We start from the raw sequence: 14,940 nt of genomic DNA, 5'->3' as shown, positions 1-14,940 counted from the left end.
TCCGAGCTTATCTAACATTGAAAACAGCATATCCAAAGTAAATTTATCAATTTTTCCATTCACAATGTCCGACACACGCGGCTGAGTAACCGCCAACCTTTCAGCCGCTTCCTTTTGTGTCCAACCTTTATCTTCAATTATGTCTCTAATCATGATCGTCAAGTCAGCCTTCAAAACCGACTTACTAGCGACTTCAGGCTCCTCGATCGCATGAAACGGACTTTCGTAAAACTTGATTGACATAGTTTTTTACATATATCTAAAATACTACTAAATTATACAAAATTTTATATAATAAGTCAAGTATAGATTTAGCGATCGCCTATAACAACCTTGCTACAATAAGCACAACCCACAATCTCCAAATCATAGCCAATGAAATTAGCCTATTGATTAGAAAAACAACTATGAACGAAATCCAAGAATATGACCTTGTTGCTTTAACAGAAGATGCGATCGCTACGCATAAAGTCACTCATCAGCAAATCCTACTGCGAAGAGGACAAATGGGAACAGTTTTAATGTCCTTTGATAACAAAGCGTTCCTAATCGACTTTACCGATAAAAAAGGCAATACATTTGCTATGGAAACAATCGAACCTGTCAAGCTATTACGCCTTATCAATGAACCTGAATTAGTCTATTCATGACTATACCCATGACCTTCACAGCAGTCCTAGAGAATATAGCCCAGTCAACCATCGCCACAAAAATAGGCGAGAAACTCAAAACAGCCAAAAGCATATCCCTATCAGGACTATCACGCTTAGGCAAAGGACTAGTTAGCACTCACCTCTGTCAACAACAAACCAAACCATTACTCATCGTCACCGCCACCGTCGAAGAAGCAACCCGATGGGCTTTGCAACTTCAGTCAATGTCATGGCGCGTCTATCTATACCCTCCCCTTGATACATTTCCCTACGAATCTAGCCAAATCGATTTAGAAACTGCTTGGACAAAGATTGAGATATTAGCGGAACTACTTGCCAAACCACAGCATAACTTAGCGATCGCTACTACCATTAAAGCACTACAGCTCCATCTACCATCCACTCAAGTCTTCCAAAAACATAATCTCTATCTCAATATCGGCGATTCGCAATCGGTTAAATTACTTGCCGAGGCTCTGGCAAGATTGGGATATGCAGAAGTCAAAGAAGTAAAGGAATCAAAACAATGGAGCCACAAAGGATTTAGTTTTGAAGTATTTCCTGTTAATCGAAATCTACCCGTGCGCCTAAGCTGCAATCGTGGTACTGTCGAGAAAATCAGAGAGTTTGACCCCACTAATCCAAAAAGCTTCACTGACCTATCCAGCATCGCGATCGCCCCTGTCGATTTACATGAGTTTAACTCATCTCATAGAGCCACACTACTGAATTACTTACCCAAAAACTTTATTGTTGCCATTGATGAACCCGAACAATGTCAGAGCTATGGCGATCGCTGGTACGAAGCAGCCGATGAACTTTATCAAAATCAATCGCAAGCCGATACACCGAAACTGCATTGGGACTTTGCTAAGTGCATGACTGAGGCGAAGAAATTTCAGATGCTTCAACTTACCGAGCAACCACTTAAACCTAAAGCCAATATTTTTAACTTTGCCAGTACTTCTATTCCCATAGTTCCCCATCAGTTTGACCAGATTGCGTCTCTCATTCGTGAATATCTCAAATCGGAATATCAAGTCACCCTGATTTCGGCTCAACCTTTGCGCGTGGCAACTTTGCTCAAGGAATATGACTGCATTGCTAACTTTGTCAGTGATTCTGATGATTTACAGTCCATTACGCGGATTCAGAAAGCTGGTAAACCAGTGATTTTGAAATATTCGGGACTGATGGAAATGCAAGGCTTTGTTTTGCCTAGTTGTAAGCTTGCCCTCTTGACCGATCGCGAGTTATTTGGACAGCAATTATTAGCCTCACCCACCTTTGTGCATCCTTCACGAATGAATACGGCTAAGTCAGTTAATCCTGACGAACTAAATGTTGGTGATTATGTCGTGCATCGTAAGTATGGGATTGGCAAATTTACGCGCTTTGAAACCATTGAAGTGAAAGGGGAAAAGCAACCGCATTACATCGTTGAGTTTGCTGATGGTAAGACTGCGGTGGCGATCGTGCAGGAAAATGAGAAAATCCTCTCCCGCTATCGCAGTGCTTCTAATAAGCCGCCTAAGTTAAACAGCATCGCCAATACAAAGGGCTGGGATAACGCTCTGAGCAAATGCCAAAAGGAGATTTACAAGTTAGCGAGGGATTTACTACAACTCTATGTCCGTCGCGCCAATTTAGTTGGCTATGCTTTCCCACCTGATACCGATTGGCAACAGGAGATGGAGGATTCTTTTCCCTATCAACTCACACCCGATCAGGTCAAAGCTGTTCAAGATGTGAAGCAAGATATGGAAAGCGATCGCCCAATGGATCGGCTGATTTGTGGTGATGTCGGCTTTGGTAAAACGGAGGTGGCGGTAAGGGCTATTTTTAAAGCGGTTTGTGCGGGTAAGCAAGTGGCTCTGTTAGCTCCCACGACGATTCTGGCACAACAGCATTTTCATACGCTCCAAACTCGGTTTGCGGCTTATCCTTTCACTGTGGAGATCGTGAATCGGTTTCGCCCTGCGAAGGAGCGCAAGCAGGTTTTAGAAAGGGTTGCGGATGGTGAGGTACAAGTCATTGTCGGTACGCATCAACTGTTGTCTAAGGATGTTGAGTTTCACGATTTGGGTTTGCTGGTGATTGATGAGGAACAACGCTTTGGCACGGTGCAGAAGGAAAAAATCAAGACTATGAAGGGGGATGTGGATTCATTGACTTTGAGTGCTACGCCGATTCCGCGTACTCTCTATGCGGCTCTTTCTGGGGTGCGGGAAATGAGTGTGATTGCGACTCCTCCTCCCTCAAGGCGATCGATTCAAACGCATTTGTCTGCTTATGATGCGTCACTGGTGAAAACGGCGATTCGTCATGAGTTAGACCGTGGTGGTCAGGTGTTTTATGTTGTGCCGCGTATTGAGGGGATTGATGCGATCGCTGTTTCTTTGCAGGCAATGTTACCAAATGTGAGATTGGCGATCGCGCATGGACAGATGCAGGAGTCGGAGTTAGAGGCGGCGATGGTCGCTTTTAATAACAATGAGGCGGATATTCTCCTCTGTACGACGATTATTGAGTCGGGTTTGGACATTCCGCGTGTGAATACGATTGTGATTGAGGATGCTCATAAGTTAGGTTTGGCGCAACTGTATCAATTGCGTGGTCGGGTTGGTCGGGCGGGGATTCAGGCTCATTCTTATTTGCTGTATCCGCCTAACCTTGAGTTGACAGATTCAGCGAAGAGGAGATTGGATGCGATTCAGGAGTTTAGTCAGCTTGGTTCGGGTTATCAACTAGCGATGCGCGATATGGAAATTCGTGGATTGGGCGATCTCTTGGGTGAGGAGCAGTCGGGTCAGGCGGATGTGATTGGCTTTGCGCTCTATATGGATTTGCTTCAGGAATATATTAATGAGTTGCGGGGGAAGATTTTGCCTGAAGTTGCTGATACTGAGCTTCAGTTGCCGCGTTTGGTGGCTTTTATTCCTGACAGTTATATAGAGAACAATGAGAAGAAGATTAATGCTTATTTGACTTTGGCAAAGGTGAAGTCGAAGGAGGAAATTCTCAAGTTGGCGGCGGTTTGGGAGGGTCTGTATGGGACTTTGCCTGAAGAAACGCAGGTATTACTTAGGGTGATGGAATTGAAGTTGGTGGCGCGGAAGGTTGGGGTGTTTCGCATTTATGCGTCGGAGGATGGGCGCGATCTGTTTCTGGACTCGAAGCTGACGGATTCGCTTTGGGAGTTGCTTCATGCGAAGATTCCGATTGAGTTCTATTATCGTTTCTCTTTCGAGAGGGGGAGAATTAAAATCACGAGTCTGGCTCTCCTGCCTGGGGATAAGCAGGTGCATTTCTTGATTGAGTGGTTGGGCTGTTTTTTGAAGTGAATCTATGTTTGTTTCTGTAACTTAGGCGATCGCTTGCCAGTATTTGGCGTTTACAAATCTTTCCAAATGTCCTACGTTTGTTGTGGCGACTACGACAATGCGATCGCCCTGTGATTCGGCAATTAATGATGCTTGTGCAGCAAGGATGACATCGCCATCTAGTGCATCTGGACTGGCTGTTGGTTTACCTGTCTGTCTCGCTTCTGCCCAAAGTTCAGCAGCTTTCAGCATCGTTGCTGTGGTCAGGGGTAAATATTCCAATCTATTTTTTAGCTGATCTAAACGCCTGATACCTGCTAGTTTGTTGGCTCTTAGCAATTCTCGCCTAACTTCGTAGTCGGTAATTTCAGGAACAATTAACCTATAACCCTTGGCAACTAATCTCTCTGACCAATAGCGGCATTCTAGGGTGGCGGGGGTGGAGTTGGGGTTTGATAGGATGCCGAGTGGGGCTGAGTCAAGTAAAACAATCATGCGGTGAGTGAGAGTGGACGTTCAGTTATCGATTCTTCGCCTAGAGCCTGTTGCAAGTATTCCCATGTCTCTCGCTGTTCATCAGCATCATCTCGGAGATCCCATTCACTAAAAAGATCGCTCAATGCTTTTGCCCTTGCTGCAATTTCTTCGGGTGTCCTTGTTGGTAATATGTAAACGCCTTCAGCATTAACGTAGGGCTGATTGGTAGGGACGGTTGGCTCTGGTTTGACTGTGGTAATTGATGAGTTTGGTTTGCCAAACCATTGCTGTAGTTGCGTAACTACTACTTCAGTAATCACGGCTTTGAGATCTTCTATGGTTAAATCTGTAATTCGTTTTTGTTTCATTTTATACCTCCATAGGAATCTCAAGCGTTTACTAGCTATATATTACCCTATATAAATCGCTGTTTTGATTTTCAGCAAATTAAGGGCGATCGCCTCAATTCTTAGTACCTAATAGCATAGGGGCAGAAGGTGAGGTAAAATAAACAATAAAAAATTTGCCAAAATTTCTATTACATACTTATACTTGATGCTCGAAAGTCAATTGCTTTAGATGACAACTCCTGATAGTAAACCCATCATATTTATTGATACCAGCTTCCTTAAAGGAGTAAGTTGGAAAGATCCTGATTGGCAATTATTACTAGAAGAATCAAAACAAGCAAATATACAGATCGTTATTCCAGAATTAGTTCTAAAAGAGAGGTGTTCACAGTGGAGAGATGAGATTATTCAAAAAGCCAGACGAGTAAAAGAATCTATAGACACTCTAATCGATACTTGGGATAAAAGCCCAACAACAGGTTATTCTAGGCTTTATGAAAACCCTCATTTTATTGCCAATATTTCTATTGAATCATTTGAGAAAGACATAGACTCCAAAGTAAGTGCTTATTCTAGTAAGCTAGTCAGTGATAATAGGTTATACGTTCTAAGTAAACAGCCTCATCATACGGAAGGTGCATTTACAAGATACTTTGATTGGAAGCCACCCTTCAATAATCCATTAAATAGCGAAAAAGGAGTAGAAAACAGAGAAGATGCAAAGACACGGACGGCAAGAAAAGAACATTTTCCTGACGCTTGGATTTTAGAGGCTGCACTTGATTTTTCGGAAACCACGGCAAACTTTTATGTTCTTTGTAGAGATAAGCGCTTAAACAATTCATTTAAAAATGAGTTGGGTATTCAAACATATGACAACGCAAGGGAAGTACTAGATGCCATAGAGCAAAAAGACAAAGAACAAACTCCTTCTCTGCAAGATATACCAGAATTCAAAGATTCTCACGAAAATAATTCTGATGGAAGCTTAATTCAACTCTTTAATCTAGAATTATTTCAAAGGGTACTAGGCTATATATACTGGTTAGAAGGAGAAAATGCAGTTTCTAAAGACACTTTAATTGAAAGACTCAAGCAGAAGTATGGCTACACATCTGAGCAGATAAGAAGTACTGCTGATTATCTAAGCCACGTTTCAAAGGTTATTGAAGATACAGGAAACTACTATATAGCTGTCGATATCAAGATATGTAAAGATGCAGCCGATGAAGTGTTATCTGATGTTTTATCGTTATTAGATGAGGATTGAAAATGATTGATATCAAGACTAGAAAGAATATACTGATTCAACTCGCCAAAAATGATGGAGATGTTATTCTGACTTCTCTAGAAAAAGAAGCTGGAAAGATAGAAAAGATTCTAAATGAAGTAACTGATTTCAAGACCATTGAAGACTATATTAATTTGCTTGATGCTTTCGCTTATCGCATCCCAGAAAAAGCATTTTCAATTCTTGATTGTCTATTACAAAGATTGGAGACTCTGCAAGTTACTCATGAACCATTTTTTATGATCTCTGAAGATATGGTCTCTCTCTTATATAGCAAAAGTAAACTTATTAATGCATGTCTCAATTGCTATCGACATATTTGTTACTTCTACTTCGACATCAAGAAAATATTAATGATTTTTCTGAAGTACAGTAGTAATGAAGATAGTAATATTAGAAGACAAGCTATTGAAGGCATAAATGATATTGCTGGGTATAACTTAGAAGTTTGTAAAGTGAGAGGCTTAGATGATCATCAAGAAATAATTGATAGAATAGAATCTCTCCTAAATGAAGAGAAAATAAAGTATTTTAACGGACTAATTGCCGTTTGCACTAATCTCCTTTCTCCTGAATTAAAATCTACAACTTCCAGCTATTCAAATATTACATATACTACTGCTAGTCATATAGCCAATAATATCCTTGTAGATATACGACAAAGAAGCATCATTTTCTTGGAGAACCTCTATAAACTTGTAATAAATGTAGAGGACAAAAAAGTTGTTTTGGTTACTTTACGAAATGCTTGTAGAACTCCTCACAGAGTAAAATACGATAACGAATTTTATCAAATCATTCAGAAGAACACGGAGTATATTCTTGGAGTCTCAGAAAAGATTGCGGATACTGAAGAAGATTTACAACTTGTCCAAGTAATAGAAGAAGATGCATACTGGCTCAACCGCCATTTTACTGACCAGACAGTCAGGAATGCGGCATGCAAGGTAAAGGCAATCCTAGACACTAAATACGAATATCAGGTTTTTAAAGTACTTATCGGTTTTCGAGGAGTTTTCAATTCTTGGTGTAATGAGGGGAATGACCCTAAGATAGGAGATATAGATGTAGAAAATGAATTCCAAAGAGAAAATCAGCATAGAGAAAAACGGTTGCAAGAATTAATTAATGATGTTCGTCCAGAAAATTATGAGCAATGGGAAAAACGTATCATAGCTTGGTCGCAAATCCAGTCTAATGACATGGCTACTTTCCCTTATTTTAGTAGATTTCTTGAAAATATAGGTAAAAATTTGCCAGACTTTACTTTAAGCCTAATCAGAGAACATGATGAGCATTTAGATAGGTTTATGGTTCCAATAATAATAGGTATTTTACAATCAAATAAAAAAGACGAATTTCAAACATTTACAAAATCATGGCTTGCACAAGAAAAACACTTACAGGTGATGGCAAAAGTATGTGAATATGCAGATTACTTTGACCAAAATCTATTAATAGAAGTTGCGGAGATTGCAATAAATTTACAAGATCGAAGAACACTTTACGAATGCTTATCGGCATTATTTTGCAAGTTAGAACAATATGCAAATACAGTTTTCAATACCCTGTTACAGAGAATTTTAGAGGTATTGACAGAGTACCAAGATAGTTATTGGATTCAAAACTTCTGGTATCGCGATAATCTAAAAACTATAATTCAGACTATGGAAGATAAGACAATTGATGATGTATTAAGTAATCTAACCTACTTAGATCGAATAGATTATATGGGTGAATATATCTTAGCTGCAATTGCTGAATGTAATCCTACAAAAATTCTTGATTTCTTTGGCAATCGGATCAAATCTATAAGCCAAGAAGAATACAAAAGAGATTATGAACCCGTACCCTTCGGTTTTGATCAATTACGCGCTCCCCTATCCAAAATTCATGAGCAAACAATTAGAATAATAAGACAATGGTGCATCAATGATAGATCAAGATTATTTTGTCATTTATGTGGAAAATTAATCAGCAATATTTTCCCTGAGTTTGAAGAGAATCTCAAAAATGAGATCCTTAATCTGATACAAGAAGGAGGTGAGGAAGATTATCAGTTTATCCTAGAGATTCTCAAAAACTATCATGAAAACCATAACATATATGATGTTATCACCGAACTTATAAAAAGATTACCGGAAGGCAGAAGAGAACTTAATGAAATCATGATGATTTTACAGAGTACTGGTGTTGTGACTGGTGAGTATGGATTTGTTGAAGCCTATAAAAGGAAAAAAACAGAGATAGAATTTTGGCTTGAAAATGATGATTCTAAAATTAGAGGTTTTGCAGAAGACTACACAGCAATGTTAGATCGTATGATTGACAGTGAAGAAATAAGGGCAAAAGAAAGAATTATTTTAATGAAACATCAGTATAGGGAATAATAGCTTTTGTTCTTTTTTAGATCAAATTTTGTTTTTTTAGATTGCTATTATTAATATTATCCATTACCTTATGCCAAATACTTATAGTTAAAGCTTATAGTAATGTCTCAAAATGTGGATTAGTAACATACATACATTCTTCAAGTACTAAGTAAAATGTGGGATTTAGTAAATGTTTTATCAATACTCTTGAAGCAATCAAAGCCTGTATATCTTCGACGGCTTCACGATAGTAGTTTCGGTAATTAGACTGCGACACGGTACGGATGATGTGGATAATCTTGCACTTGCTTGTTCTCAATGCATCCTGACAGCTAAAATATGAGCGAACTATATTGGTGGATTTTAGAAATGTATAGTCTTATCAAAAAAAGTATTGTTTGGTTTGTTTTAGGTTTAGCACTCGCTGTATGTGGAACTTGGTTTTTCTGGAATAACATATCAACATGGTTTAAAAGTATCACACCTCAAATAGGGTTTGTATCTGATGTGGTCGCATATCAAGCTGCAATCATAGCGATCGCAATTCCTCTCAGTTTTCAAATCATTTCTCAAATTTCTGAACGATACCAATCAAGGATAATTATAAGAAAGATTGAAAGTCAGTGGCACTTTATCATTCTTATGGGGTTACTTTTTATTAATAGTTTGTTAGCAGTATTTCTTAAATTTGCCATAAAAGATTTAGATAAAGATTGGCATTTTTATCTTGCTTGGACTGTCTTAACTCTTTTTGTTACAGCTATTGTTACCTTGGGTTACTTTTTTTATGATTTTTTGCGATACGTGACTAACACCAAATTCTTAATAGATAAGTTGTTCGTTGATTTAGAAAGACCCTTAAATATTGTTATAGGAAAAGAACTAACTGACAAGAGATTTCAAAAAGAACAGAAAAAATTTGTCAAATCTCTAGAGGGGATTGGAGACATATGTGTATTTGAAATTAAAAAACGTAATAGTAATGAATATATAATTGATTCATTACATAAAATCAAAAATTACATCGAAATAATTTTTCGACTAGATAATATAGATGATTCTCAGTTGCTATCCATCTCAGATGCTAATTCTAAAAAGTATTCTATTTTTATTAAAGCTATAATAAGTCAGCTTATTCGGCTACGTGAAGTATCCATCGAAGTCCAAAATGTCGAAACAATAAAGTTTACAACCTCTAATCTAACTTGGCTATTGAGACTATTATCTCAAGGGAAAAATTATTACGATTTGGTAGACACTTTATTAAGGGCAATAACAAAATCTCAATACACTAATCAATCAAACTATCAAGAATTAGACTACACTTCGTCTTTTATGTGGTACATCAATATAGTATTTAAAAACAAATTCAATATCGAATATTTATCTCTATATGATGAAAATTTTATTCGATCCACACGAGAAATTATTTCTTCTACTAAAACTCAATTATTTAGTGGATTGATTTCAATGCTACATGATGGAATCAATTATAACTCTAATATTGGAAATATGCCATCCAATTTATTAAATAGATTTTACGAAATATACAAAATAAACCGTAAAATCAATAAAAATATAAGAGAGTTAATTCTGATGGGAGAACAAATACAAACACTAGAGGAATTACAAGAATGTAGAAGTTTATATAGTGATACAAAAAACACTACTAAATTAATAGCTAATGATATATCTCAAGTAAGATTGCAACAAGATTGGCGAATATTTATACAGAACAATTTATATATATTAATAATACTGTTCAAAGATAGGACTGCCACAAAAGACATAATCAGTAAGATGTTTGTCAAACTATTACGAATAAAAATTCTTATTTATTCTACTTTAAGCATTATAAGTATATACAATACATCCCATAAGCAATTAGAACAGGAATATGATAAATATGATCAGCTATTAGATAAAACTTTATCCAGTATTGAATCAAGGTTCAAATTTAATCATTTAATTGATTTGATCTTCGATTTAGGGTCTTGGTGTATTTTTAAGGAGCGTTTTGATTATTTGGATAAGCTATGGAATTATCGACAACCGAAATATGCAAGTGCAAATTGGATTGGCTCAGTGATTATTCCAGAATCTTTAACAACACTCTTTAATATGTATTTTCACACTTCTTTTGCAGAAAGAGGTTTACCTATATATTGGGAAGATCATCATGGTAGTGAAAGATATTACGATATCTACTTTCTTGTATTACTATTGCGAGAATTTTTTAATCAGAGTCGGCAACCAGTAAAAAACAGTTTAAATAACCAAGAACTAATTAACAGATTTAAGGTTCTAGATTCTTATCATCTAGATAGAATTGAATATGTTGTAAATCGTCTTATCTCTCTATCAAGAGATCTAAGTTCTATACCAAATTTATTCAATGAATTATATTTCGATATAAAGCAAACAAATGACATTATTGAAGGAAGTCTAATTCCTTTTCTAGAAAGCCTAAAATTAGAGGCTGACAAACAAATTCAAGAGTTAGTATGCTATCAAAAAATTAGTAATACAAAAGTTGAAGAATTCCAAGAAGATTTCTTAAAAGGATATTATGAGTTAGTATCTGTACGAAATTTATTTGAAGTTTTAAAACTCTGTGATATTAGATTGGATGAATATGTTATATCAAGCCCAGATCTTGAAAAGATTAGCTCTACTCCGAATATTTGGGACAAAGAAATGTTCTTTGAGCAGTGGTATGTAAGTTACGGAAATTCAGGAATTAATTTTGGACAAAGTTTAGCTAGAAAAGAAGATTCTCAATTACTACTAAAAATCATTAAGGCTTCCGTCAGAAAAGAAATGACCTTAGATGAAGTTATTGATTCTTATAATGGTAAATGTGATAATCTGATAATTATAAATATTAATTCCATCCCTGAACAATTGTATAACAATCGAAAATTTCAAGTTAAGTCAAGTTTGAACGAAATAGATGAAGCTTTAGAACTAGTTAACCTGTCTGGTTTTATTGGATTATATGCTTATTCTCAAGATCATAAGATTCCTATTTTTAATTATTATCCTCCAATAAACCCTGAACCAGATATTCCAAAAAGCGCACTTCTTGTTATTGACAAGAATCGTTTAGGTAAACTCGTTCAATACTCTCCAGTTGAAGAAACTACTAAATATCATCAGATTAAAAAACACATAGCATTTAACATTCAAGCATTTGCAGAAAATGACACACTAATGAATGAATTCCTTAACATTAGCCCAAGTATCGATTGGCTTACAGAGAAAGGGGATAAGACACAGCAAGAAAATTACTTGCGAAGTCGAGTTTTAATAGAAATTTATGAGAGATTTAGCTTGGAGCTTGATCCAAACTTTGTTGGGTTTCTCATCCCTAACAATGATAGCAATAACCTCTCTTATCCCTAATTCAAGCTTGACAGAAATAGACTGAGTGCGATCGCTATCATTTGACATAATTTACTACTTACTACTCTCGATTACTAAAGCGCTAGATTTAACTCTACAAAGATTAGACCATATTTATACAAATGTAAGTAGCTAAACTACGCGCAAATCTCGAACATTCCGAACTGCGATCACCTTCGTCATTGAAATGCTGGTGAAAAGATTTTATTTCTACCTGATTGTTAATCGGTGACTAACCCGTTATGGTCAAGGCAACGTTTTGGTAGTCATGGAGGATGGCACAGCGAAGTTTGGTCATGTCTATAGCTTCATTCTAAATCCTACGGATTCCTTAATCCGCAATGTGCAGGACGGCTTTACCTGAATACTGGCGATCGAGTAGCTGCTGAGCGACTTCGGCAACCTTTGTCCACGAAGCTTCTATGCTAATAGGCGTGCGAATTTGACCCGTGGCAACGAGATTTCCTAACCGATTCAGCCCGATCGCTGCGGATTCCACTGCCTTTAGTTCTCGGAATAAAATCAATCCGTACAGCTTCGCACCGCCGATACCATAAAACCGCGACGCATTGAAGGTCACTTCACCGCCACCAGAGGTTCCAAACGACACAAGTACTCCATCGGGCGCGATCAAACCGAGGGCATCGCCAAGTACTTTACCGCCCACTGATTCCGCAATCAGATGATAGGGACCAAATTTGTCATTGCTAAGGTCTTCTCCCAGCACCACTGCATCGGCTCCAGCCGCTTTGACCAAGGCTTCATCCTCTGGTTTGCGAATATGGGCAACCACTCGCGCTCCCGATAGTTTGGCTAACTGGATCGCAAAATTGCCCACACCCCCTGTCGCCGCCGTGATTAGTACGGGCTTCTCTAACAGTGAACCGCCTTGCAAAAGCGCATGATAGGCAGTTAACCCCGCCACAGGTAATGTTGCGGCTTGGGCAAAGGAGACTGAATCAGGTAATTCTGCCAAGGTTTCGGTGGGAACTGCTACCAATTCTCCCCAAGCCCCAAAGCGCAACAAGCCCACAACCCTTGCTCCTTGATTTGGACCCGAACCATCGGCAGCAGCAGTTTCGACTACGCCAGCTAAATCCCATCCTGGTCGCCAACCTGCGTCGGCTGTGGTCGATCGCCTGACTTCTCCACGATTCAGCGAAATGGATGCCACTCGCACCAATGCTTCATGGGGGGCAGGATTAGGTGCATCGAATTCACGGAGAACCAATCTTCCTGTAACAGTGGGATCGACGACAACGGCTCGAATTTTACTCATGATGGAATTCCTCTATTTTATTTCTTGATTTCGTTTGCTAAGGTCGTGATGACTTGAGAGAGGGAGCGATCGCGATCGCGTTCCTCTGGAGTTTCTTTGCCGAGGGAGGTATCTTTGACTAAGCGATAGATATCTGCCGCACCTTGGAAGATATATTCCGTTAAACCCAGTGATTTAAACGTATCGGCAATCTCTTCCATTTCCCCAATCCAGCGATGCGCCTTTGGTGTCATCCCTGGAATCGTTCGGCTTAAATGGTTCAACAATCCTGATTGACTATTGGTTAGTTCCGCTTCTAAGGGAGCATCTAAGCCCAGTTCATGCGCCGCAATCAGCAGTTCAGTGCCGATCGCGGTTAATCCTTTGGTTAGGGCGGCGTAACACATCTTTAGTCCCGAAGCCTGTCCAATTTCATCGCCAATGACGCGAATATCCAGTCCATAGTCTCGCAGGGGAAGCAGTTGATTTGCGTGAGTGCCAGAGGCATAAATGCGGGTCTGGTCGGGAACCCGTGGTGGTGGACCAATAATCGATGCATCCACAAACTGCCCACCTGCTTCCGTGATAATCTGCCCAATTCGTTTAACGCGGTCGGGGGCGATCGCATTTGCATCGACATAGAGCAATGGTTTACCGACTGCCCGAATTATTGGCGCAATTTGCTCTGCGGCTTCTGTGGCAGCAGATGGAACCAGCACCGACAGGATCAGATCGGCTTCGATTACCAGATTTTTGAGCGAGCCAACATCCTCAATCTTTGCCTCAGCCGCTAACTGGCGCGTGCGATCGCTGCGACCGTCTAGAGCTGCCAAGGTATGCAATCCATGTTGGGAAAGCACGATGGCGATCGCCTGTCCCATGTCACCTGGACTCAAAATGCCAACCTTTTGCAGTGTCATATAGTAATCCGCAGAAGCGAGTTTAAGTTATTTGTATCAATAATCTACGGTAAATACTTGGAGTTATCGTAGATTACTTTGCTATGAGCCTAACACTAGATCCCGTCATGAAGCAAGCCCTAAATGGCGATCCCATTCTGCTGATGGGTACAAATCTATTGATATGGTAGCGATCGCCATTTATGGTCATCCACATGAAAAATTATGGCTTTACCGATGATTAGGTTATAGGCTCCTAATGGCTAACGTGCATTGGCAAAATGCAAAACTGTCTCATGGTAGCTCATACAATTTTGGCTTGTGAGTCAATACTTTGTTGCAGTGCTTGAGATCGATGCTCCCAAGCCTGCTCAAATTGTTGGATATCAAATTCGCTCAAATTGGCAAACTCAATTTCCTGCCCCTTAACCTGCAAGATAATTTGGCGATCGCCTCGTAAATTCTCAACTGTCAGAGCATCTCCACTTCGTTGAATACGGTAAGAATTCTTGCCCGTTTCTCCAAAATTATCAGCCCCTAGCTCATTGAGGAGTTGATGGCAGAGCGCGGCGACAAGATGAGCCTTATCCATGCCTTCATGTTCTGGGGTGATTGAGATCTTATTTTCAAGCACATTCTCAGGCTGAATTGGGTTGGGTAATTGTAGAGATCGCAGTCTTTCTAGTTCCAGCGCAAGCTCGGCAAATAAACTATCTGGTAGTCCTTCGGATGCTTGAGGAGAAGATTCTTGACTTGTCGCTTTAGAATTAGCGCCCTGCATCTTTAGAATAATTGGCATATCCCGCACTGGATCGTAACTTACCTGCAAATACTTCTGGAGTCCGCCCCAGCTAAACTCTTTTCCTAATTCATTACCTTGAATGCTGTTATCTCCAAAACTATAGGAAATAC

Annotated in this window: 11 protein-coding genes and 1 pseudogene; 5 read left to right on the top strand and 7 right to left on the bottom strand. The window is 39.0% G+C overall.

Features of this window, described 5'->3' with window-relative positions; all coding sequences use genetic code 11:
* On the bottom strand, nucleotides 1-243 hold a 243-nt coding region (locus VB775_RS15205; protein WP_323216853.1), incomplete at its 3' end, for a helix-turn-helix transcriptional regulator.
* Nucleotides 244-407: 164 nt separating this feature from the next.
* Between VB775_RS15205 and VB775_RS15200 the strand changes: the two genes are divergently transcribed.
* Together VB775_RS15200 and mfd are read left to right on the top strand one after the other, a co-directional pair.
* A complete protein-coding gene (locus VB775_RS15200; protein ID WP_094536058.1) occupies nucleotides 408-650 on the top strand; it encodes a DUF4926 domain-containing protein in 243 nt (80 codons plus the stop codon).
* Between the two features lie 8 nt (nucleotides 651-658).
* A complete protein-coding gene (gene mfd / locus VB775_RS15195; RefSeq protein ID WP_281010174.1) occupies nucleotides 659-3,997 on the top strand; it encodes a transcription-repair coupling factor in 3,339 nt (1,112 codons plus the stop codon).
* A 21-nt stretch (nucleotides 3,998-4,018) separates the two neighbouring features.
* Here the strand turns inward: mfd and VB775_RS15190 are convergent, their stop codons facing one another.
* Nucleotides 4,019-4,471 carry a type II toxin-antitoxin system VapC family toxin gene (locus tag VB775_RS15190; RefSeq protein ID WP_281010095.1) on the bottom strand — a complete coding sequence of 151 codons (453 nt, stop codon included), beginning with the start codon at nucleotides 4,469-4,471 and terminating at the stop codon, nucleotides 4,019-4,021.
* Entirely contained in the window at nucleotides 4,468-4,821 is a 354-nt protein-coding gene (locus VB775_RS15185) for a hypothetical protein (protein ID WP_281010096.1), read from the bottom strand. Before VB775_RS15185 ends, VB775_RS15190 begins: the two co-directional genes overlap by 4 nt.
* Before the next feature lie 211 nt (nucleotides 4,822-5,032).
* Here VB775_RS15185 and VB775_RS15180 point away from each other — a divergent pair, with 211 nt between their 5' ends.
* Both VB775_RS15180 and VB775_RS15175 read left to right on the top strand, forming a co-directional pair.
* A complete protein-coding gene (locus tag VB775_RS15180) occupies nucleotides 5,033-6,073 on the top strand; it encodes a PIN domain-containing protein (RefSeq protein WP_281010097.1) in 1,041 nt (346 codons plus the stop codon).
* 2 nt (nucleotides 6,074-6,075) lie between these two features.
* Nucleotides 6,076-8,484: a hypothetical protein gene (locus VB775_RS15175; RefSeq protein ID WP_281010098.1), complete on the top strand. Its 2,409-nt coding sequence runs from the start codon at nucleotides 6,076-6,078 to the stop codon at nucleotides 8,482-8,484.
* A 94-nt stretch (nucleotides 8,485-8,578) separates the two neighbouring features.
* Here the strand turns inward: VB775_RS15175 and VB775_RS15170 are convergent, their stop codons facing one another.
* The gene (locus VB775_RS15170; protein ID WP_323216851.1) at nucleotides 8,579-8,743 is read right to left on the bottom strand and encodes a hypothetical protein; all 165 of its coding nucleotides are present in this window, start codon (nucleotides 8,741-8,743) and stop codon (nucleotides 8,579-8,581) included.
* Nucleotides 8,744-8,805: 62 nt separating this feature from the next.
* On the opposite strand from VB775_RS15170, the gene VB775_RS15165 reads away from it, so the two are divergent.
* Nucleotides 8,806-11,871, top strand: coding sequence for a hypothetical protein (locus tag VB775_RS15165; protein WP_281010100.1), 3,066 nt, complete (start codon nucleotides 8,806-8,808; stop codon nucleotides 11,869-11,871).
* Nucleotides 11,872-12,202: 331 nt separating this feature from the next.
* On the opposite strand, the gene VB775_RS15160 is transcribed toward VB775_RS15165, so the two are convergent.
* The 3 genes and pseudogenes from VB775_RS15160 to VB775_RS15150 form a co-directional block, all read right to left on the bottom strand.
* On the bottom strand, nucleotides 12,203-13,150 hold the full coding sequence (locus tag VB775_RS15160; protein ID WP_281010101.1) for a zinc-binding dehydrogenase: 948 nt from the start codon (nucleotides 13,148-13,150) through the stop codon (nucleotides 12,203-12,205).
* 17 nt (nucleotides 13,151-13,167) lie between these two features.
* On the bottom strand, nucleotides 13,168-14,049 hold the full coding sequence (locus VB775_RS15155) for an NAD(P)-dependent oxidoreductase (protein ID WP_281010102.1): 882 nt from the start codon (nucleotides 14,047-14,049) through the stop codon (nucleotides 13,168-13,170).
* 283 nt (nucleotides 14,050-14,332) lie between these two features.
* Nucleotides 14,333-14,940, bottom strand: a pseudogene (locus tag VB775_RS15150) (hypothetical protein); the annotation flags it as partial.

The sequence above is a fragment of the Pseudanabaena sp. CCNP1317 genome, assembly GCF_034931345.1.
In the GTDB taxonomy this organism is placed as follows: Bacteria; Cyanobacteriota; Cyanobacteriia; order Pseudanabaenales; family Pseudanabaenaceae; genus Pseudanabaena; species Pseudanabaena galeata.
This window is presented reverse-complemented; position numbering and strand designations above follow the sequence as displayed.

Bases quoted from the DNA above. Each gene is read 5' to 3' on its own strand.
- VB775_RS15175 (WP_281010098.1), top strand. From the start codon at position 6,076: ATGATTGATATCAAGACTAGAAAGAATATACTGATTCAACTCGCCAAA.
- mfd (WP_281010174.1), top strand. From the start codon at position 659: ATGACCTTCACAGCAGTCCTAGAGAATATAGCCCAGTCAACCATCGCC.
- VB775_RS15185 (WP_281010096.1), bottom strand. From the start codon at position 4,821: ATGAAACAAAAACGAATTACAGATTTAACCATAGAAGATCTCAAAGCC.
- VB775_RS15200 (WP_094536058.1), top strand. From the start codon at position 408: ATGAACGAAATCCAAGAATATGACCTTGTTGCTTTAACAGAAGATGCG.
- VB775_RS15180 (WP_281010097.1), top strand. From the start codon at position 5,033: ATGACAACTCCTGATAGTAAACCCATCATATTTATTGATACCAGCTTC.
- VB775_RS15165 (WP_281010100.1), top strand. From the start codon at position 8,806: ATGAGCGAACTATATTGGTGGATTTTAGAAATGTATAGTCTTATCAAA.
- VB775_RS15160 (WP_281010101.1), bottom strand. From the start codon at position 13,150: ATGAGTAAAATTCGAGCCGTTGTCGTCGATCCCACTGTTACAGGAAGA.
- VB775_RS15190 (WP_281010095.1), bottom strand. From the start codon at position 4,471: ATGATTGTTTTACTTGACTCAGCCCCACTCGGCATCCTATCAAACCCC.
- VB775_RS15155 (WP_281010102.1), bottom strand. From the start codon at position 14,049: ATGACACTGCAAAAGGTTGGCATTTTGAGTCCAGGTGACATGGGACAG.